Genomic DNA, 21441 nt, shown 5'->3' on the forward strand with positions numbered 1-21441 from the left:
TATCGAGCTTTTTTACTGCGACTGACGACGGGAAAGTAATCTAATTCCTACCAGTGCTATACCAATTAAGATAAAAGAAAAGACTGTAGTTAATGTCCCCAAAGCATAAAGAGCGGGAGATGTGACATTAGTTGTCATCCCAAAAATTTCTAAGGGTAAAGTATTTGTTTCGCCAGAAATCAACGAAGTACGGGTAAATTCATCGTAGGAAAGCGTAAAGCCTAGCAAACCCACACCAATTACACTTGAAGCAATTAAGGGGAAAACAATTTGCCAAAACGTTGTCATTTCACTTGCGCCTAAATCGCGCGCAGCTTCTTCGTAAGCTGGATTAAAACGCCCAAAGATTCCCAGCATAATTAAGAAAGCAAAGGGCAAAGTCCAAGTCAAATGTCCCGCCAACGCTGACGAAAACCATTGATTGTCTAACCCAACTAAGCTAAATACAATCCCAATGCCTAGAGATACTAAAATACTCGGCACAATTAGGCTAGAAATTGTTAGGTAAAAAACGGCATTAGAACCAAAAAAGCGCCGCCGAAAAGCTAATCCCGCCATGACGCTAAAGACAACGGTAAACACTGTTACTAGCAAACCTAAGCTAAAAGAACGCCCAAACGCATCAACAAAGTTTCCTACACGCTGCACTCCAAATACGGCATTTAACCAATGGAAACTGAACCCGCGCATGGGAAAAGTTAACTGTCCTTCGGGGCCTTGAAGGGAAAGGATAAAAATAGCGAACATTGGGCCGTATAGAAATAAAACAAATAGTCCAAAAAATGCTGTCAGCAGATAACTAGAAAGAGATTTTTTTGCGCTTTGAGTCATGATTTAAAGCTCCTTACGAATATCAACGGTACGCAAAATTCCAAAGACAATTAGTAACGTAATGATGAGTAAGACTACCGCATTAGCTGCCGCTAGTGGATACTGCAAGCTATCTATTTGATTTTTGATCAGATACCCGACAGAGGAAGATTTACCACCACTCATGATCCGCATAGTGGCAAATTCGCCCATTACTAGAGTGATGATAAAAATAGAACCGATCGCAATTCCGGGCGCAGATAAAGGTAAAATTATTTGCTGTTGAATCTGTAATGGAGACGCGCCTAGGTCTTCAGCAGCAGTAATGAGCGATCGCTCGATTCGCATCATACTATTAAATATTGGCGCAACTATAAACAAAGCATACAGATGTACCATCGCTAAAATTACCGAAAAATCCGAGTAAAGCAACGCCTCGATTGGTTGGTTAATTAGCCTTAATCCCATCAAACCTTGATTAATCAATCCTTCTCGTCCCAAAAAGGGAATCCAAGAAATCATCCGAATGACGTTAGAAGTCAAAAAGGGAATGGTGCAAATTAAAAACAAAATAGTTTGCCATTGGGAACTTTTGACCTGAAAAGCTAGAAAATAAGCCACCGGATAACCAATTAACAAGCAAAGTACCCAAACGATCACGGCAAACTTGAAGGTATTGAGATAAGTTGCTAGGTAGACTTTAGATGTAAAAATCCCCAAATAGTTATTGAGGGTAAAGCCGGGAGTCATTGCAAAGCCGTTAAAGTTCCAAAAACTGACAATTGCGATCGCAATTATCGGTAAAATCAGAAATAATAAAAAAACTAGCGTCTGGGGAGCCACCAGTAAGTAAGGCTTTAAAGCATTAGAAGTTTTTAGCATTGGCTTAAAAGAGATAGGTTGGGTTAAAAATTGAAGTTTGTTCGCAGCACTCCCACATAAATTGTTTCGTTGTTGTCGTTATGGTCAGGATTGGTAATCACAATTAAACCGGGTGTAATGCCGATATTGTCGGTAATTTGATACTTATAAAACGCATCCACCATGATTGATGTATCCCGATCTTCAAAGGCTGAAACGTCGTTATTCGTAGTTTTTGAAGGCATCCCGACCACAATTCCGCCTAAATTGCCTTTTTTGCCCAAATCGGGAAAAGCTAAAGCCACAGCCCAAGATTGAATATTAGCCTCCGAACCGTCACCTGGCCCGCCTTCCGCCGCCGCATCCGCAAAATAATACCAACCACTCAAAATAAACTTAGAACTAAGCCGATACTCCGCTTCAACGCCATAGCCATTAGTAGAAGTACCATAGGGGCCAAAAGGAAAAGCAGCATTTTCGCTACCAAAAAAGCCTCCAGGGGGAGCATTTCCGCTACCGTCATCGTAGGCGCGTAGATAGGTAAGTGCGATCGCAAATTGTTTGCTAGGTCGAATTGTAATTTGTCCCAACGCCCCGTAAGCACCACCAAACAAGCCTGTATCGGGATTGTTGGCGGTGGGATCTCCGGCTAAATAACCACCCCCAATATTAATAGAGTCAGTAATGTTGTAATTAAATCCCGCACCCGTCACGCCACTAGGGAAATAAATGGGACTTCGCAAAGCAAAACCAGATAGTACCGTGTCGTAGTCGCCATCTAGGGGATGCAAGGTAGGGACAAATAAATCTAAAAATCCAAAAGCTTCTAAAAATACCGTTCCGCGATCGCCAATCGGAAAGCGATATTCTAATTGGTTAATAGAAAAGGCGTTATTGCTATCTGCGGTAAAAGCTAATCTAGACATAGCTGTTCCCGTCGCATCGCCAAGGGCGGGTGTATTACCTGCTTGCAACCGAGTAATTAAGCGATCTTTGCCTGTAAAGCTAGTATCTAAAATTAGCCGCACCCGCGCCGAAGCAAATATATTGTTGTCCAATGGTTCGCTCTGGGGCTGCGTTCCACCGCTTCTAGGCGTACCAAATTGACCGGGAGTAGGGGGGATAATTCCCGCTCCAGAAGTAACGGCTTTGTCGTCCCCAAAAGCTCCAGCAACAGCAAAAACAGCGTGACCAACTAATTTAGTTGTGGTGGAAAACTGATTTGACTCTAATTCTGCTGTTTGCACTTCTAAACTATCAACGCGCCCTCTAATTACAGCTAATTCGGTTGCAAAGTCAGCTTGGAGTTTTTGCAAAGTAGCCAAATCTGCTTTTGTAACTAGATTGGAAGTTCCACTACTAATTAATTCATTCACCCTGTCTAAACAAGCATTCATTCCCGCCGCAAATTCGTAGCGAGTCAAAGCCCGGTTTCCTCTAAAAGTGCCGTCTGGATAACCTGCAATACAGCCATAGCGCTCGACTAAAGACTGTAATGCTTGAAATGCCCAATCGGTCGGCTGAACATCCGAAAGCTGAGAAACCGAAGTTACTTGTGCTTGTAGGGTATACGGATTGTCTTGCCGTATAAGTGGAGATTCGTTTGCACTGGCAACTTGTATAAAGATTCCTAGAGAACCAAAAACAGCAAAACTTTGTCCCAGATATTGCCTGAGAAAATTTAACATTTGCTCCCTCACACCAATTAATGAAACTTTTTTAAAGACGGAGACGTAGCACCGCTACGTCTCTACGCAACGATAAATTCTGTCCACTTATAAACGAGGTAAACTTGCTGCTGCATAAAGGAATTCCAGCAAACAACGTTACCCATTCGTTCTGTAAAAGAACCACCATCACGCACAGCACCTTTAGATTCAATCTTTTTGCCAAAAGGATCGAGCATATCTATAGCTGCGGGTTTTCCTTCGTACCAAAAATCCCACTCCTCCGGTTTCATAAACTTTCGGGCATTTACTGGCGCGGCGCTGTAATAACCCTGTCTACTCAAAAACCCCCCAACCCAGCCATCTAGCATCCAGTTGAGATATTCGTAAGCTGCATCTAGTTGGATTCCTGAGAGATTTTTAGATAACCCCAAACCCCCGCCCCAACCTCGATAACCTTCTTTTAAAGGCGCATAAACACAAGGAATCCCCCGCGATTTTACGGCGGTAACTGCTGGCGACCACATTGATTGCAATACTACTTCCCCGGAGGACATCAAGTTAACGGATTCATCAAAGGTTTTCCAAAAAGCTCGAAATTGTCCCGCTTGCTTTTGCTCGATTAAAAGATCCGTTACTTTGTCGAGTTCCTCTTTAGTCATGTTGCCTTTGTCGCCGAACTGCATTAGCCCCAAAGACTCCATAATCATCGCTGCGTCCATAATCCCAATAGAAGGAATATCTAATAGAGATGTTTTACCTTTAAATTTGGGATCAAATAAATCTGCCCAAGATTCAATTTTTGTATCTACTAAATCGGGTCGATAGCCCAAGGTGTCAGCGTTGTACTGAAACGGGATCATTGTCGCCCAGTCTGTCGGACTTGTAGCAAGTTCCGTTGAATCTTTACCTTTAAGAAATACTACTTTGCGGGGTGCAGTCCCTTGAGAAGTATTTACTTTTGCACCGGGGTACAATTCGCCAGTTGTAAAAATCGGTGTTATTTTGTCAAACTCTTTAATTTTTCTGATATCAATGGCTTGCAGGTTTCCAGAGGGAACAACTAAAGGCAAGCTAAAATATTCACCATCGAAAATATCGTACTGTTTGGGCTGAGTAATCGCAATTTGAATATTTTCGGCGGTACTCAAAGCGCGCATATTAATCTTAAAACCTAAGTCTTTCTCGGCCTGAACGCGGATATCGTTAATTTGCGCCGCACCCGAACCAATCAAGCGTAAAGTTACATCCTTAATCTTGTTGGTAATTATGGTGGGCCCTCTTTGGGGTTGGCAACTAGCCGCCGCCAGCATAGTTCCCCCCGCCGCTAATCCGTAGGCGATCGCTTTACGCCGAGTAATTTTACTCATAGTTTAGTACGCTAGAAAAATACAGTTATCTTTCGACCAACTCAAAATCACTAATTGACCTTCTTGTAAGTCATTGATTCGCCAATCTTCGGTACGAACCTTGTAAAGTAATTCTTGTCCAGTGGCTTCAATCATCAGCGAAACCCGCGTTACATAACCCGTCATTTCTACCGCCGTAATCCTCGCCGATACTTCATTTGCACTTAAAGTTGACTTGGCTGGAATCCGGTTGTAAGGCGCAATAGACATCAAATCGGGTCTAATTGAACAGGCTGCTTCTGTTCCCACTGCTACCGCGTGTCCCCGGCAAAATATTGAGCCAATTCCTGCTACTTCTAGTTGAATTAAATCTAAACTGCTATCGGTAACACTGCTAGTTACTTTCCCAGTAAAAATGTTGTTGTCTCCCATAAATTTAGCGACAAACTGCGACGCGGGAGTATCAAACAATTCTTCCGGTGTTGCAACTTGATCTATGCGTCCGTGAGACATGACTACAATTTGGTCAGAAAGTGAAAAAGCTTCCTCTACATGGTGCGTTACTTGGATAAACGTCATCCCAAATTGTTTTTGAATTTTGCGTAATTCTGTACGCATCCGTACTCGCAAATTCTCATCTAAGGCGCTCAAAGGCTCGTCCAGCATCAATACTTGAGGACGGGTAACTAAAGCTCTAGCTAAAGCGATTCGTTGCTGTTGTCCGCCACTAAGCATTGTTGGTTTGCGATCGCCTACATGACTTAAACCTACAAGTTCTAACATCTCTCCTACTCTTGTTTGGCGATCGCTCTCTTTCAATTTCCGCATCTTCAACCCAAACTCTACATTTTCCCAAATGGTTTTATGGGGAAACAAAGCATAACTTTGAAACATCATCGCGGTATTACGTTTAGCGGCGGGAATCTCATTAACTCGGCGATTGCCAATTAATATATCTCCGCTCGTTGCTTCTTCGTGTCCGGCAACCATTCGTAAGGCTGTAGTTTTACCGCAACCACTTGGGCCCAAAAGACAACAATAAGTTCCGGCGGCAATATCTAAGGTAAGATTTTCTACGGCGGTAACAGCACCATATTTTTTTGTTAGCGATCGCAAGGCAACTCCGGCGGCGGCTTCTGCTAAAGCTTGTTGAATTGTAGAATTATTGAGAGATTTAGATTTAAGTTCTGTAGTCACGGCTCACGCTCCTTACAGCTTATGCTAGTAGCAATATTTTAAAATTCCGTTATATACTGTATACAATCACTATTTAAAAATAAATGTATAGACAAGTACATTTACAAAAAATGAGTAAGGAGGAAGATATTGCCCCTGTCGCCGCGAAGTCTTAAACGCAATCAATCATTGCAAGAGCAAGCTTATCAAGCTCTAAAAACAGCAATACTTTCAGGAGAACTAGCGCCAGGACAGCGATTAGTAGAAGTTCAACTAGCTAAACAGTTGCAAGTTAGTAGAACGCCAATTCGGGAAGCAATGCAATTACTTGAGCATGAAAATTTAATTGCCAACGATAACGATACTCTGCGCGTGGCGACGATTTCTGTAACTGACGCTGCACAGTTGTACGATTGTCGCATTGCTTTAGAGCAACTATCCGTAGCGGAAGCTTGTCAAAATGCCACAAAGTCGCAGCTAAAAGAACTCGAACAGATGGTGCAACAAGCCGAAAAGCTAGTAGAAAGCAAGCCTACTCAACTAACAAGTTTTCGCTTGCTTGACTTGGATTATCGCTTTCATAGATTAATAGCGAAAAGTTCGGGAAACCCTTGGCTAGTATCGCTCTTAGATCGAGTATTTGATAAAATGCAATTACTGAGGATTCAAACCACAAAAAATAATCCAGAAGTGTTAGAAATTCGTACCGAGCATCGAGAGATTTATGAACCAGTGCGCGATCGCAATGTTCAAGCCGCCGTTACAGCCGTTAGAGAACATTTAACAGCTAGTAAAGAGCGCGTAATTAAAGAAATAGAGCAATTACAGCAAGATAATCAAACCGCCCAATAAGGATTTTTACCCATGACTCAAAATTCTCTTAACTCCAAACTCGTATTTATCTGTGGTTCAGCCTTGCGAGGACAACCAGACCACAAAAACCTGCAATCTGCCAAATTTGTCAAAACTACGGCAACTCGTCCCAATTACCGCTTACACGCGGCGGGAGATGGTTGGCATCCAGCAATATACGAAGTAGATAACCAAGGAATTTCTATCCCTGGCGAAGTATACGAACTCACAACTGAGCAATACGAATATTTACTATCCACCGAACCGCCCAATATGTACCCATCAGATGTAATTTTGACCGATGGAGAAGCAATTACCGCCATGCTGTACCCACAAGAATTAGTAGAACAGTACAACTGGTTAGATATCTCCGATTACGGCGGCTGGGCAGCTTACAAGCAAGCTGCGGGTGTGGAGAGCAAAGTTTAATCAACTGTAAAAGATTGCAATATCCCTGTATAGAGCTTAGGAATTGGAAAAGCCAAAGATCCAACTTTACTTGTTTCTAGCCCTAAACTAACTAAAACTTCAACAAATTTGACCGCCGCACCCACACCGTCAATTACAGGTGCGCCAATCTCTTGACTAATCTCCTTTGCTAAGTCCGCCATCCCACTACAACCCAGTACGATCGCTTCAGTTTTGTCTTCAATCAAAGCTTGGCGGCATTCTTCGGTAATAATTTTTTTAGCGTTACCATCGGTTTCTAGCTCTAAAACCGCTAAATCCGTACTGCGGATATGGCGGCAAAATCGGCTCATCCCATAATTTTCTACTAAGTGCTGGGCAATAATTCGCGTCCGACTTAAAGTAGTCACAATTGAAAAGCTTGTAGAAATTAAACTAGCTACGTGCATAGCAGCTTCTGCAATGCCAATAACAGGACTTCGCGTCAATTCACGGGCTGCAAGTAACCCCGGATCGCCAAAGCAAGCAATAACGTAACCGTCTATACCTTCTGCTTCTCCTTTGCGAATTTCCTCTAGCAATCCCACTACGGCCAAAGCCTCATCGTAATGTCCCTCAATCGAAACTGGTCCCATTGAAGGGTTGCAAGCAATAATTTCTGTACTAGGATTAGCGACTGCTTGAGCCGCTAATCCAATTTTTACAGTCATGCTGATGCTGGTATTGGGATTGATAACTTTAATTTTCATCTTCCCATCTTGGTAAAAAATTACATTATTATCCCCCGTCGCGATCGCTATGAGGATACACAAGCAAGCATCACTTCTTAAATAGTTAGTGCAACGCTGTCTTGTTCAATAACCTGAGATCGCTTACAAAAAACCATGTTTTCAATATTCTAGAAAAATAAGTTGCCAGGAACAATAGAAATAATTACAGCTACTCCTAAATACGGTTAAACCCCACAGACAATTTTTTCACAATATCTAGTCCTCTTGATAGTCTCAGTAAATCTACTTTTTTTAAAGTGCGTTTTTTTCAAAAAATAGCAATTTATCTAGACAAGGCAATCAATTCAGCATTGTGAGTTTAATAACAATATCTTACTTAATTTACTGCGATCGCCCTCTCAATCCTCGGTCAAAAAGTACGATTTAGGGATTTTTGCCCTAACTACCAAGGTTTTTTTGTCCAAACACCGTATTTTTACTTCCAGTATATATGCGGCTATCTAGTCCCTGTTAGAGAAGGATAATTTGTGATAAATCCGTAGAATCTCGCTTTATTACTATTAGTAATTGCATTATCTTTATGAAGTAGGTTGGTTTTGTGAAGCTTTCAAAAGGCAACTACTCAGCCAATTCTACAAGTAGTAAAAGTATTAACTGCTTTCCTTAAGGAATTATTAATACTTTTATGCCAATACAGTTTATTAGATTAAATTCACATTCCGTGAACTTAATACGTAAAAAACCTCTGAAACGCTGTTAACAACTTACTTAGTCCGCAATACTAATAAAGATGTTTCCTTAATCGCTTAAGAGGCTTAAAACCAAGAATTTCAACTTTTCCTGCTGAATGCACTGGAACTGCAACCGCAGGGTAGGCTTTGTTGTTCTTATTTAGACGAATACATTTATTTTCCACATCAAGGTACAAACAAATGCAATCACAGAACAAACTAAACAAATTAGTCAAGTTAGCCCTAGTCGCAACTACGCTAACAGCTTCTAATATAGCACCAATTCTTATGGGTGCAATCCCCTCGGCTCAAGCTGTTCCCGTGACAGCAAAACGCGCTGACGATTTTATTAATAGTATTTGTGTTAACACGCATTTTGGCTATCCTGATACGCCTTACGTTAGCCAATTTAGTACCACTAAACAAAAATTAATAGATTTGGGAGTCCGCCACATTCGTGATGCTGGTGTAGGCAGCAGTTATGCAAGCAGATTGAAGGAATTGGCAGCCGTTGGCATCAAAACTAACTACGTTATGCTTCCTATCTATGGAGTTCTACCTAATTCCTCCTACTGGGGTAGAGGACAGTACGTTCAAATTAATGACTTGATTAAAAATCAAATAGGTACAGATGTCGTTGATGCGGTAGAAGTGGGCAACGAAATCGACCTTAACTACCGTAGTCATTACTGGCGTAAAGGTGATAGTGCAACATTAAGTAACGATCCAAATTCTTCTTTGTACTGGGTTTCTTATATCCGTAGTCTCACAAAAGATACATGGAATGCGATCAAAGGCGATCCAGCAACCGCACATCTTAAAGTTGTTGGCCCTTCTTTAGGTGGCAGTTATGGTTACGGCAGCAAAAAACTTTTAGGCGACTTGAGCAACGTTGTCGATTGGGGCAATGTTCATTCCTATCCTTTTGGTGGCAACCCTTTCAACAATCCTTTTTCCTACGCTACGCTTAGCAAGTATTTCTATCATGGCAACTTCCCATCAGTAAATATTGATGAAAATCCTTGGGCGCAGGATGTCTACAGCCCATCCTTTGGTTCTAAACCAATGACTGCTACCGAAACTGGCTACTATACTACTGGCAATGGCAAAGGTATTTCTGAAAAAGTCCATGGTAAATATATGCCACGTTTATTTTTAGAATACTTCCGCAAAGGTTTTGTTCGCACTTGCTCTTATGAGTTTCTCAATGAATGGAATCAGCCTACAAATTCTGAAGCGAATTTTGGTTTGTTGCGTAACGATCTAAGTGAAAAGCCTGCTTATACAGCGTTGAAAAATGTGATTACCAGAATGAAAGATCCTGGTGTCAACGCCAAAACCTTTACTCCTCAAGCTTTAGACTTTTCGCTAACTGTTACTCCACCTGCTGGATACAATCGCTCTCAATACGTACATAGCGTATTGCTACAAAAAACCAATGGCTCATTTTACTTAGCATTGTGGCATGACATTTCTAACAATGATACGACTGTCACCCCTCCTCGGAGTATCGAACACCCTGCTATGCCTACTAAAATCAATTTGAACACTCGAATTAGTCGCGCTAGCACTTTCGTTTTAGATGATGCGGGTAATAAAATAGAAGGAGATATTGCTGTCAACAACAATACTGTCAGTCTGAATGTAACGGACAAAGTCACAATCATCAAACTTACACCTTAAAAAGGCTTTACTTGGGCTTTTACCAAGTTTTGACTAAAGCTTAATTAGTAGATTTCCGTCCAACAAAATTGTTGGACGGGAATTATTTTTAAAATCGCTTAATTGTAAAAGGTTTGTTTTTTAAGCTGTTAAAACAAAAACTGGCTAAAATTGCTAGGTGTTTATTGCTCGCCCAGAAATTCTAAGTAACTGTTGCTCAGTTCTTTTACAGCTAAGTTGTAGAATTTTTTGCCCTGTTCGGGTGTAGCTAAAGCCGGATTAGATCCCATGCGTCCATCGGGGTAACGCTGCTGAAAGTCGGCGGCGCTATAGATTTTGTGTCCTTTGGCAACGTCAGGCGACAAAGGAGCATTTTTAATGACTTCTGGATAAATGTATTGAGTTACAGCAACTTCACTTGGGGTTGCATGATCGCCTTCTTGGTTACCGTATAGTTCTTTGGCTAAGTTATAAACAGAGTGGCACATAAACCAGTTGCCTACTTGACATTTAACTTGGGCATGATTGGGAATATTCAAATCGGCTAAATGGGCATAAGTTTCAGCAAAGGCGGCTTTGAGAGTAGCTATATTACCGCCATGACCGTTGATAAAGAAAAATTTGTTAAATCCTGCTCTAGCTAGACAAGTAATGTAATCTCGAATCACCAAAATCATCGTACTAGGTCGCAAACTAATTGTACCGGGGAATGCTGTATGGTGAAGTGCCATCCCCACATTAATAGTTGGGGCAACTAAAGCATGAGTGGCTTCTCCTACGCCATAAGCGATTTCTTCAGCACAAATTGCGTCTGTACCGATTAAGCCTGTTGGCCCGTGTTGTTCGGTAGAACCAATGGGTAAAATGATTCCTGGCGATCGCTCTAAATAAGTCTCAACTTCACACCAAGTCGTTAAATGTAACTGCATAATTAATTCCTTTGATAAACAAATTTATTCTCAAATCATCACGGCTTCAGGAATTGCCCCCTGCATCTTACTTAAAGAGTCAATTAAGGTATCTAGTTGCTGGTTGGGTTTGAGCAAGTTGAGACTGCGGACAATTATTTTTCCTGGAGCGTAGACATAGCGCGACTTCAAATGTTCGGGTAAATTCTCAACCATTAGTTTCCAAGCGGGTTCCGCCATTGCTGTTTCTAAAGCTATATGCTGTTTTGCCTCCGGTTTAATCCGACTAAAGCCGAGAGACTTGGCTAATTGTTTAAGTTCCATTACACGCAATAACTGTTTAGCGGCGGGGGGAATTGCACCAAAGCGATCGCTCCACTCAGCAGCAATGGCATCTAATTCGCTCTGTGAACTAGCTGTAGCAACGGCTCTATAAGCGCTCATTTTTTGATCTAAGTCGGCAATATAATCGGCGGGAATAAAGGCGGTAAGGTTTAGATCGATTTGCGTATCTTCTACTTGCGGAATTTCTGCCCCTTGAATTTCTCTAATGGATTCTTGCAATATTTCCATATACAAATCGAAGCCAATTACTTCCATTTGTCCCGATTGTTCCGCCCCTAACAAGTTACCAACGCCTCTAATTTCCATATCGCGCATAGATAACTGATAGCCAGAACCCAACGTTGCAAATTCTTGAATTGCTCTTAACCTTTGCCTAGCAGCATCCGATAACATTTGTTGTTTGGGATAAAATAGCCACGCATGAGCCTGAATGCCTGCCCTCCCGACTCTACCGCGCAATTGATATAGCTGAGATAAGCCGAATTTGTGAGCATCTTCAATCAAAATTGTGTTGACTCTGGGAATATCTAAACCAGATTCGATAATTGTTGTACAAACTAGAACATCTGCGTCACCATTACCAAAAGTGAGCATAGTTGATTCTAATTGAGATTCATCCATTTGCCCGTGGGCGATCGCCAAACGCACACCAGGGAGAGCATCGCGCAACGCCGCCGAAGTTTCCTCAATCCCATCTACGCGCGGTACTACATAAAATACCTGTCCGCCGCGATCGATTTCTTGGCGGATTGCACTGCGGATAGTTTCAGCATCGTAGGGCGATAAATGAGTTTTAATTGGTCGCCGCGAGGGTGGTGGTGTGGTAATTAAGCTCATTTCCCGAATGCCAGACAAAGACATATACAAAGTTCGGGGAATTGGTGTAGCGCTTAAAGTTAAGACATCTACTTTATTTCTCAAAGATTTGATTTTTTCTTTCTGATTAACTCCAAAACGTTGTTCTTCATCAATCACTAATAAGCCTAAATCGCGGATAGTTACACCTTTACCTAATAATTGGTGCGTACCGACAACTATATCTAGTTCCCCTGTTGCCAACCTTGCTTGAATGTTGCGACGTTCTTCGGCGCTGCGGAAGCGGTTGAGTAAACCAACTTGAATCGGGTAAGGTGCAAAACGTTCTTTGAGAGTATGGTAATGTTGTTGCGTCAAAATAGTTGTAGGCGCAAGTAAAGCCACTTGTTTACCAGCAGTTACGGCTTTAAAGATGGCACGAATTGCTACTTCTGTTTTTCCAAAACCAACATCACCGCAAACTAAACGATCCATTGGGCGATCGCTTTCCATATCTCTTTTTACATCCGCCGTAGCTTTCAATTGATCCGGTGTAGGGGCGTAAGGAAAGGAGTCTTCCATTTCTTCTTGCCAAGGCATATCGGGCGGATAAGCAAAGCCTGTTTGTTGGGATCTAGCGGCGTAGAGTTTGAGCAAGTCTACCGCCAACTTTTTAATTGCTTTACGGACTTTATTTTTAGAAGTTGTCCAAGAACTGCTGGACATTCTATTTAATACGGGTGTTCCGTCACCTGTCGCCCGAAACCGACTTAACGAACCAACTTGATCGGCGGCTACTCTTAGCAATCCATCAGCGTACTGAATTACTAAATATTCGCGGGTTTCTCTATTTATAGTCAGGCTTTCCAGCTTCAGAAACTTACCTAACCCGTGACTGCGATGAACTACATAATCCCCTTGAGCGAGTTTATTGGGGTCTACTTGTTTGGAGGCGGCGCGGCGGCGTTTGCGGACGTAGCCAGGAGATGCTAAAGAATGCTGTCCGTAAAATTCGCGGTCAGTTACAACAACTAACCGGAACGTAGGTAAAATAAAACCTTCTAATTCCGCAAGTCCTGAATATTTCAACGCTACCGGGGTATGTTGAATTTGTAAGCGATCGATCGCCAGGTAGTCGCGGGGATTGGGGACAAATTGCGCTGGACAATCGTGTTCTTGCAGCAAAGAAACTGAGCGACTAGGTTGGGCAGAAATTAGCCAAGTCGAAAAACGGCGATCGCGCCCGTTGCGTAAGGTTTCGGCTAATTTGGCGTATTGGTGAGGCGTTGAAGGTACGGGACGACTAGCAAGGTTTAGCCCGGTTTCTTCGGCTAGTTCAGCTAAATACAGCTTTTGAAACTCGGCGGCGGTAGCAATTGATTCGGCAAAAGTGCGGTGAATTTTGGGAAGATTAGAATTGCTTCCTTGCTGCCATTGTTCTTGGACGTTTTCAAAATTGCGATCGCTATGAGCAATACATTGATCGTTTTCGTCAATGGCAATTAAGGTATTTTTAGGCAAATAATCTATTAAAGAGGCGGGATGCTCGAAAGCTAATCCTAAAAATCTCCTGCTACCTTCGGGAGGTTGACCGTTATCAAACCTTTCCTGTTCAGGCTCAGATAAATAAGATTTAACAGTATTTGCGCCCTCAATAGTCAAAGAAGAAGTAATAATTCTCCCGAAATCAGTAGGAGTTAAAACAACTTGGTCAATTTTATCTAAAGCCGCGCCATTATTAGTATTGCGGGGGGTGCTGCGTTGAGTTGCGGGGTCAAATTCGCGAATATTTTGCAACTGGTCGCCAAACCAATCTAAGCGCACGGGCAATTCTGAAGCCACCGGAAACACATCAACAATATCGCCGCGCCGACTCCATTGCCCTTCTAGTTCTACCAGGGGAACGCGATCGTAGCCTAAATTAGCTAGTTGAGTGCTAAAAGTTTTTAAGTCTAACTCCATCCCACGATTAAGAGTCAGACAAAAGGGTAAAAACTTCTCCTGTGGTGGTAAATGCGGCTGTAAAGCGGCGTGAGTAGCCACGATCGCCATTTTTTTCGGCTTATCGGTTTCTTTGGGAATTAAGTCCGCTAAAACTTGCATTTGTCCCCAAATCATTTCTGTTTCCGGGTCGAAAGGTTCGTAGGGCGAGGTTTCGGAAGTCGGATAAAGATGTACAGTTTGCCAACCCATAGCTTCTAGTTGCGCCGCCCATCGTCCTGCTTCTTCTAAGGTGGCGCAGATGACCAATAAATTTTGTTCTTTATTTTGGGCTAAAGCTGAGGCAATCAAGCCTTTAGGTAAACGGGGAGCGCCGCTTAGATAACATTCTTTTTGCCGATCTAGTTTAGATAATAATTCTGTAGAGAGAGGCGATCGCCCCAAAGAGCGAACAATGGCGGAAAAAGGCATAGATTCTATAAGTTTACATATTACTTCTATTGTAAAAGTCTATTTAGGTGCGATCGCATTGATTAGCGATTTATCTATTAGTAGATGAATTCCTAGCAAGTTTTAGAGCAGTGTCAGGGGTGGAGACAGATATAAAGTGCGATCGCCTTTGCTATGTAAACACCTTCATCTTCAATAGCTAGAGTAAATTAATAATATTCCAACTCTCCAGCCTCTAATTTTGATTGACAACATCTCCAAGTTTCTCGTCGAACGAGACTCTACAGATTTTGCCGCTTGGTTGTTGGGGGAAGCAACACCTTTAACTATTATTAATCCCACCGAACTCAATGTCGAACCCATTAGAGCCGATTCGGTAATGTTATTGCAGTCAAGAGATACGATCCTTCATACAGAGTTTCAAACTCTTGTTGACTCCTCAATGTCTTTTCGGATGGCGGATTATTATTTGCGCTTGAGACGCAAGTTTCCCGAACTAGCTATTCAACAAGTAGTAATCTATCTCAAAAGGACAAGTTCAGATTTAGTTAGAGAAACAAGCTACCAAACTCCAGCAATGACTCATAATTTTCGCGTAATTCGACTCTGGGAAGAACCAGTAGAGGTGTTTTTACTTACCCCAGGATTGTTACCCTATGCGGTGCTAAGTCGTGTAACAGACAAGGAAACTGTGTTAGCACAAGTATTCGGAGAATTAGAGCAAATAAGCGATCGCACAGAACAAAGTAATTTAGTCGCAGCAACAAGTATCTTGGCAGGGTTAGAATTGAACGAGCAGGTAATTAGGCGATTGATCAGGAGTCCGGTAATGCGCGAGTCTACGATGTATCAATCTATTTTACGGGAAGGACTTGAACAAGGCTTAGAACAAGGCTTAGAACAAGGACTGGAACGAGGTCGCGCTGCTGAAGGTAAAGCCTTAGTTCTCAAGTTGCTTACCCGCAAATTGGGTATTTTATCACCCGTGCTGACGACAAAAGTGAGCGCTCTAAGTCTTGAAGAATTGGAGGCTTTGGGGGAGACTCTGTTGGATTTTACAAAGGTTGAAGATTTGGAGTTTTGGTTAGAGTAATTTGAAGCTTATTGGATTTTTGACTAACTTATCAGAGGATTTTGAACCCATTGGCGAAACTTTTAGTTGCTCATCAACTACGCTGGTTCTAGGTGCGATCGCTCACTCCCGGTTGGATTTAGTTAAGAAGGCGAAGTCTCGAAACCAAGTTAGATTTAGTTTAAAGTGCGATCGCATTCAATAGCGATTTATCTAACTCTCGATGAGTTACTTGCAAGTTTTAGAGCAGTTGAGGGGTGAAAACAGACATAAAGGGCGATCGCGGGCTTGTCTTTCCGTAATAATGCTTTAGGTGCTACTTGGGAAAATAATGTCGTTTCTACGTCAAATCTGTAGGACTGGAAGGATATTCCCACTTTTACCGCTCCAAATGGTTATCTCTCAAAACTAGACATCGAGCCTAGTGCGACTACTTATCAGCCTAATTATGCAATTAAGTTAGATCGTAGCAAAAATACTATCACTCACAACCGTCTCTTAGTGCCGGATTTTGGATGGTCGCAGTATCCCATTATCTCGCCTAACGATACATTAGATCCTTCAATTATAGTTCCCCAAGGTATTTGGAAAGTTGTTATCTCTGAGGATACCCAAGCTGACAGTAACTCGCCACCTTTTGCTAAGTTTGGTGTGTACGTAGGAAACAGCAATAGAAAAGAAGTAAAATGGGATGATAATGCGTTTGTAAGTTCGATTGAAACGCTAGAACGATATCTTAACAGCACTCATCAAAACTCTGATAGCTCTAGTCCTAAGTATAACTTCTTCAACAATCTTCCTACTCAGAAAGCAAACGAGCTTAAATCTGATTGGATTATTAGATATAAAGATGGCTCGGCAAAAACTCCTTATAACGCTCTACTCTTAGCCGAAGAATCAAAATTATCTACTGAGAACATTTCTTTTTACACTTCACCCGTAGAAGTCAACTTCAGTCAATCTAGCATTATCGAAGCTGGCACCAGTCAGGTCGCAGTCTTCAAAGGTGGACTGCAACAAGTCGGCTTCCTCCCAATTAGTATAGCTAAAGTTGCAGCGAGTGAAAATGCAACTACTTATATTATTGATCCCAGTAAAGTCGGAATCGCTAAAGTCAGCGTTTTCCCACTTCCAAAAATGCCAAATAGTGTATCGCAGATTAGCTTTCCTCACAATACAACCACTGAAGTCAACATTGAGACCAGACCTTTCCAGATTAATACTACTGAGATCAACACCTCTGGGCAATTTTTCATGCAAGTCATCAATAGCAACATAACTAAAATCTCTCTCTCCAGCAGCATATCTCCTCAGCAATTCCTTAACGGTAATTTCAGTAAGTTCCCGTTTACTGTCATTCATTCTTTAATGCCTAATCTTGACAATATTTACTCTACCGCTACATCCCAATGGTACAAATTCCTCGACCTAACTACCCCCTTTGACGTTAATTTTCAAGTAGTAGATTTAAGAGCCGGGCAACTAGAAAGAAGCCCAAATCACCAATTATGACCTCAAAATAGATGAATTACTAGCAAGTTTTAGAGTACGATCAATGGTTTAAGCTAACTTAAGCACAAGTTTTTTAATTGGTTTACAAATATTTGAACTCCTCACCCTTCCCCTTCTGTGCCTGAAATCGATCCCCACCTTGAACCTCTCACGCGCACTCAGTTGCTTATCGCCATGGGTGTAACCGCCGTTTTATTGGGGTTACTTGCCAAGTTGTGGTTAAAGTTTGGTGATGTGGCTTTGTTGCCTTGGTGTTGGGATGTGACAACTTTACCATTGGCAATGGCGATCGCCGCGATCGTTACTACTATTAGCTCCTTAATGTACCAATTCTGGGCATCTTACCGTCATAGCGCCGATTTTTACTTAGAATTTGTCCTGAAGCCTTTAGCATTACCAGATTTGATATGGGTGGGATTATTACCAGGACTGAGCGAGGAACTATTATTTAGGGGTGTAATGTTGCCAGCCTTTGGCTTGGATACAACCGGAATTGCCGTATCTAGCGCTTGTTTTGGGATTTTGCACCTTAGCAATTGTAAGCAGTGGCAATATGTTGTTTGGGCTACGATTGTCGGGTTCATCCTTGGCTACACGGCTGTCGCCACCCATAATTTACTTATCCCAATTATTGCTCACGTCCTGATAAATTTGATTTCTAGCTCTGTTTGGAAGCTAAAACACCCGGAATCTCAAGCATAAATACCCAAAGCATTGCGCCCGTAAGTTTATTTAGTAATTATTGATGAATCCGACCATCAGGCATAATTGTCCCCCGCAAGTTTGCCCCCGTGAGTTTGACCATAATGCGATCGCCTGCTCCCACTTTAGCACCGCTCAAATCGGCTCCACTCAGGTCTGCACCGCTAAAATCAGCACCAATCAAATTACTTTCGCGCAAATTAGCATTACTAAGATTTGCTTGGAGTAAGTTAGCTCTAAATAAATTTGCTCTAGATAAATCAGCTTGTTGCAAATTGACTTTATGTAGAAAAGCATCGCTTAAGTTAGCCTCACTGAGATTAGCTTTACTCAAGTTTCTATAGGAGAAATCTTTTTCTTGAAGATTTGCGCCCCTCAAATCAACGCCGCTCAAGTCACCATGGGGCTTTTTAGGCTGACTGTAAGACTCATAATGAGATTTATGGCGTGAAGATTGATAGTAGCTCGGTGGTGGCGGCGGTGGTGGCGCTTGAGGCGGTTTTTTTGGTTGAGACGATTGATAGTAGCTCGGTGGCGGGGATTGGGGAGGCTTTTTTTGTTGAGTTGAGTAAGTTGTGGGAATGCGATCGCGCGTTTTTACTTCCCGCAGGCAATCGCGGGCGTGGTTAATTTCCTTAAGTTTGTCTTGTGCTTTTTGATGTAACCGCAGATTATCTTTAGGAATGCGATCGGGATGCCAAATAAAAGCTAAGTCTTTGTAAGCTTGATTGACTTCGTCGAGGGATGCTCCTGGCTCAAGCCCAAGTAATCTGTAGCATCGGTCTAGATCGTTCATCTACACCAAACCCTAATACCATTCTTTTTATTGTGCCTTGCACAGGGCAAAATAAGCATTAAGTATAAAAAATAATTGATCGTTGGTCATCGGTCATTAATCATTGAAATTATTACCCATTACCTATTACCTATTACCTTCCAGTTCTGATACTAATTTAGGAACTCCATCAGTTAAAACTTCTTGTCCTGTGGCTGTAACCAAAACATCGTCCTCAATCCGAATCCCAATCCCAATCCAACGCGGATCTATTTCTGGCTGATCTTCAGCATTTGGAGTATTGGGAACAATATATATACCCGGTTCTACTGTTAAAACATTTCCCGCTTGTAAAATATGTGGTGATTCGCCGTGCTGATAAACTCCTACATCATGGACATCTAAGCCTAGCCAATGTCCAGTACGGTGCATATAAAAGGGTTTGTACTTTTCTTCTTCAATTAACTTATCAATTTCGCCGCGCAAAATCCCAAGCTCTACTAATCCTTCCGTAATTACCCTTACCGCCGTATCGTGAAAAGCATTGTAAGGATTACCTGGTTGAACTTGGGCGATCGCTTTAAGTTGTGCCTCTAGGACAATTTCGTACAAAATCTTTTGTTCGGGTGTAAACTTATTGCCTACAGGAAAAGTGCGGGTAATATCGGCATTGTAATAGTCGTAAGCGCAGCCAGCGTCAATTAACAACAACTCGTTATCAAGCATCTGGCGGTTGTTTTCAATGTAGTGCAGTACGCAAGCATTATCACCAGAAGCAACTATCGAAGGATAAGCAACACCTGTTCCCCCCCGATACCGAAAAATTCGCTCTATTTCTGCTTGAATTTCATACTCGTAACAGCCGGGACGCGCTAGTTCTCGCGCTTTATTGTGAGCTTCTACTGATATAGCCGCCGCAGTCCGCATTAATGCAAGTTCTGAATCGCTTTTGACTAGGCGCAGAGGGTGCAATATTACATTACTATCTTCGATCGCCATTGGGCCTATACCGCGCTTAGGATACATCGCCACCAAGCGTTGCCAAAGTTTGAGGATAGTTTCATTAAAGGCGCGATCGCGTCCCAAATGATAGTAAATTCTCTCGGCTTTTTCTACATACTGAAGTAATTTTTCCTCAAGTTCCCCAATTGGGTAAGCCTCATCTGCACCGTAGCGACTTTTTGCTTCTTCTACTCCCGTGCGATAACCTGTCCAAACTTCCTTTTCGCGCTCTTTAGGCTGGACAAAAAGAATAAAACGATGTTCTTCGTGGTGTGGCGCTAAAACGGCTACCGCTTGTGGCTCATTGAATCCTGTCAAGTAAAAAAAATCGCTATCTTGACGAAAAGTGTACTCTACATCGTTGTGCATAACTGCCATTGGCGCACTGCGAAAAATTGCCGTACCATTACCAATTTTTGCCATTAACTGCTGACGGCGATTTTCGTACTCTGCTTGCATAGCTCTAGTTTTGTTCTGTGTTTAATATTTATTTATTTTAAGCCTCGCCAAAAGTTCTAAGCGGAAAATCCTATTGTCTGCAAGTCTTGACTTGTGCCTATTGGTGGTATTCTATTTGTGTTGGACTGCAATCCGCGAGAGGCTTTCTTTCGATGCAAGTTAATGATTTAGGTTTTGTGGCAAGTATTTTATTTGTACTTGTGCCTACGGTTTTCCTTTTGATTCTGTATATTCAAACTGCCAGCCGTAATAGTAGCAATAAGGATTCGTAATTATTGGCTTAAAAAATCCCCACACCGTAATAGTGTAGGGATTTTTTATGGCTAAAGTGCGATCGCACTATCCAACAGTACGCGCCAACAGCACAGGACAAGTTGCGTTTACGCGCACGTAGTCTGATAAAGACGAACTAACAAGCCTGTCTATATCCACAAAGTTCTTAGCAATCGTTGGACGGCGATCGGGAGAACCGATAATTAACAAGTCTGCATCTTGTTCTTCAACTAAGCGACAAATTTCTTCGCCGGGTTTACCTGCAACCGTGATCGCACGAGGTTGGATTCCTTGTTTTTTTGCTTCTGCTATTGCTGGAGCTAAAACTGGGTTTTTCTCGGCACTTGTTGCTACGTCGCTAGCTTTGCCATTTTTATCGACGTTAGCCAAAATCAATTGACCGCCTTTAATATCTCTAACTAGAAATAATGCCAGTTGCAAACACTGTTTTGTAGCTTCCGAATCATCTAGTGCTACCATTACGCGCTTAATTTTTTTAACGTAAATGTCATCTTTTACTAGCAACATTGGGCGTGATGACAATTGAAAAACGTACTGGCTAACAGAATTTGCTAAAATCGATTGCAAGCGTTTTAATCCCCGCGAACCCATAATAATTAAGTCGGCATTTACTTCGTCAGCTACTTGACAAACGACATCTTTAGGATCTCCTTGGCGCAAAATAGCCGTAACTTTATTAGCATCTAAGTTTACTGTCTCAATTGCTGCGCCTAAAATCTTGCCTCCTTCTTCCCATTTGCTAGTCATAACTTGAGCGGAAGCTTGAGCGGGGACAACGTGTAAAACTGTTACCTCTGCTTGTTGAATTGCTGGTATTTCCTTCAAAGTTTTGAGCATTTCTTCAGCGTGTCCTAGTCCAGAAACCGCTAATAATATTTTTTTTATCATTGACCTACCTATTACGAGTTATTATCATTTTTTACAATTCCTCACTCTTAT

Annotated in this window: 20 protein-coding genes; 8 read left to right on the plus strand and 12 right to left on the minus strand. The window is 42.1% G+C overall.

What is annotated here, in order from left to right; all coding sequences use genetic code 11:
• Positions 1–12 precede the first annotated feature (12 nt).
• The 5 genes from SYN7509_RS0200735 to SYN7509_RS0200755 form a co-directional block, all read right to left on the minus strand.
• The gene (locus SYN7509_RS0200735; RefSeq protein ID WP_009633681.1) at positions 13–831 is read right to left on the minus strand and encodes an ABC transporter permease; all 819 of its coding nucleotides are present in this window, start codon (positions 829–831) and stop codon (positions 13–15) included.
• 3 nt (positions 832–834) lie between these two features.
• The gene (locus tag SYN7509_RS0200740; RefSeq protein ID WP_009633682.1) at positions 835–1692 is read right to left on the minus strand and encodes an ABC transporter permease; all 858 of its coding nucleotides are present in this window, start codon (positions 1690–1692) and stop codon (positions 835–837) included.
• 23 nt (positions 1693–1715) lie between these two features.
• Positions 1716–3359: an iron uptake porin gene (locus tag SYN7509_RS0200745; protein WP_009633683.1), complete on the minus strand. Its 1644-nt coding sequence runs from the start codon at positions 3357–3359 to the stop codon at positions 1716–1718.
• A 62-nt stretch (positions 3360–3421) separates the two neighbouring features.
• Positions 3422–4708: an ABC transporter substrate-binding protein gene (locus SYN7509_RS0200750; protein WP_009633684.1), complete on the minus strand. Its 1287-nt coding sequence runs from the start codon at positions 4706–4708 to the stop codon at positions 3422–3424.
• A 3-nt stretch (positions 4709–4711) separates the two neighbouring features.
• On the minus strand, positions 4712–5884 hold the full coding sequence (locus tag SYN7509_RS0200755; protein ID WP_009633685.1) for an ABC transporter ATP-binding protein: 1173 nt from the start codon (positions 5882–5884) through the stop codon (positions 4712–4714).
• A 129-nt stretch (positions 5885–6013) separates the two neighbouring features.
• Here SYN7509_RS0200755 and SYN7509_RS0200760 point away from each other — a divergent pair, with 129 nt between their 5' ends.
• A complete protein-coding gene (locus SYN7509_RS0200760; RefSeq protein WP_009633686.1) occupies positions 6014–6715 on the plus strand; it encodes a GntR family transcriptional regulator in 702 nt (233 codons plus the stop codon).
• A 12-nt stretch (positions 6716–6727) separates the two neighbouring features.
• On the plus strand, positions 6728–7144 hold the full coding sequence (locus SYN7509_RS0200765) for an allophanate hydrolase-related protein (RefSeq protein WP_009633687.1): 417 nt from the start codon (positions 6728–6730) through the stop codon (positions 7142–7144).
• Here SYN7509_RS0200765 and SYN7509_RS0200770 read toward each other — a convergent pair.
• Complete coding sequence (locus SYN7509_RS0200770; protein ID WP_009633688.1) at positions 7141–7935, minus strand: aspartate/glutamate racemase family protein; 795 nt, start codon at positions 7933–7935, stop codon at positions 7141–7143. The genes SYN7509_RS0200765 and SYN7509_RS0200770 overlap by 4 nt on opposite strands.
• A gap of 851 nt (positions 7936–8786) precedes the next feature.
• Between SYN7509_RS0200770 and SYN7509_RS0200775 the strand changes: the two genes are divergently transcribed.
• Positions 8787–10268: a hypothetical protein gene (locus tag SYN7509_RS0200775; protein WP_009633689.1), complete on the plus strand. Its 1482-nt coding sequence runs from the start codon at positions 8787–8789 to the stop codon at positions 10266–10268.
• A 161-nt stretch (positions 10269–10429) separates the two neighbouring features.
• Here the strand turns inward: SYN7509_RS0200775 and SYN7509_RS0200780 are convergent, their stop codons facing one another.
• Together SYN7509_RS0200780 and mfd are read right to left on the minus strand one after the other, a co-directional pair.
• Positions 10430–11176, minus strand: coding sequence for a creatininase family protein (locus SYN7509_RS0200780; RefSeq protein WP_009633690.1), 747 nt, complete (start codon positions 11174–11176; stop codon positions 10430–10432).
• Between the two features lie 30 nt (positions 11177–11206).
• On the minus strand, positions 11207–14707 hold the full coding sequence (gene mfd / locus SYN7509_RS0200785) for a transcription-repair coupling factor (RefSeq protein WP_009633691.1): 3501 nt from the start codon (positions 14705–14707) through the stop codon (positions 11207–11209).
• Positions 14708–14927: 220 nt separating this feature from the next.
• Between mfd and SYN7509_RS0200795 the strand changes: the two genes are divergently transcribed.
• Together SYN7509_RS0200795 and SYN7509_RS30015 are read left to right on the plus strand one after the other, a co-directional pair.
• On the plus strand, positions 14928–15779 hold the full coding sequence (locus SYN7509_RS0200795; protein ID WP_009633692.1) for a DUF4351 domain-containing protein: 852 nt from the start codon (positions 14928–14930) through the stop codon (positions 15777–15779).
• A gap of 19 nt (positions 15780–15798) precedes the next feature.
• The gene (locus tag SYN7509_RS30015) at positions 15799–15963 is read left to right on the plus strand and encodes a hypothetical protein (protein ID WP_158506127.1); all 165 of its coding nucleotides are present in this window, start codon (positions 15799–15801) and stop codon (positions 15961–15963) included.
• A gap of 4 nt (positions 15964–15967) precedes the next feature.
• Here SYN7509_RS30015 and SYN7509_RS30020 read toward each other — a convergent pair whose 3' ends face one another.
• The gene (locus tag SYN7509_RS30020) at positions 15968–16135 is read right to left on the minus strand and encodes a hypothetical protein (protein WP_158506128.1); all 168 of its coding nucleotides are present in this window, start codon (positions 16133–16135) and stop codon (positions 15968–15970) included.
• A gap of 124 nt (positions 16136–16259) precedes the next feature.
• Between SYN7509_RS30020 and SYN7509_RS31880 the strand changes: the two genes are divergently transcribed.
• A complete protein-coding gene (locus SYN7509_RS31880; RefSeq protein WP_009633693.1) occupies positions 16260–17270 on the plus strand; it encodes a hypothetical protein in 1011 nt (336 codons plus the stop codon).
• A 117-nt stretch (positions 17271–17387) separates the two neighbouring features.
• A complete protein-coding gene (locus tag SYN7509_RS0200805) occupies positions 17388–17972 on the plus strand; it encodes a CPBP family intramembrane glutamic endopeptidase (protein WP_009633694.1) in 585 nt (194 codons plus the stop codon).
• A gap of 37 nt (positions 17973–18009) precedes the next feature.
• On the opposite strand, the gene SYN7509_RS0200810 is transcribed toward SYN7509_RS0200805, so the two are convergent.
• Positions 18010–18768 carry a pentapeptide repeat-containing protein gene (locus SYN7509_RS0200810; protein ID WP_009633695.1) on the minus strand — a complete coding sequence of 253 codons (759 nt, stop codon included), beginning with the start codon at positions 18766–18768 and terminating at the stop codon, positions 18010–18012.
• A gap of 126 nt (positions 18769–18894) precedes the next feature.
• Positions 18895–20208, minus strand: coding sequence for an aminopeptidase P N-terminal domain-containing protein (locus SYN7509_RS0200815; protein ID WP_009633696.1), 1314 nt, complete (start codon positions 20206–20208; stop codon positions 18895–18897).
• A gap of 152 nt (positions 20209–20360) precedes the next feature.
• Here SYN7509_RS0200815 and psbM point away from each other — a divergent pair, with 152 nt between their 5' ends.
• Positions 20361–20480, plus strand: coding sequence for a photosystem II reaction center protein PsbM (psbM, locus tag SYN7509_RS28080; RefSeq protein WP_071994135.1), 120 nt, complete (start codon positions 20361–20363; stop codon positions 20478–20480).
• A 67-nt stretch (positions 20481–20547) separates the two neighbouring features.
• Here the strand turns inward: psbM and SYN7509_RS0200820 are convergent, their stop codons facing one another.
• On the minus strand, positions 20548–21390 hold the full coding sequence (locus SYN7509_RS0200820) for a universal stress protein (RefSeq protein ID WP_009633697.1): 843 nt from the start codon (positions 21388–21390) through the stop codon (positions 20548–20550).
• Positions 21391–21441: the final 51 nt, after the last annotated feature.

Source organism: Synechocystis sp. PCC 7509, from assembly GCF_000332075.2.
Lineage (GTDB): Bacteria > Cyanobacteriota > Cyanobacteriia > Cyanobacteriales > Chroococcidiopsidaceae > Aliterella.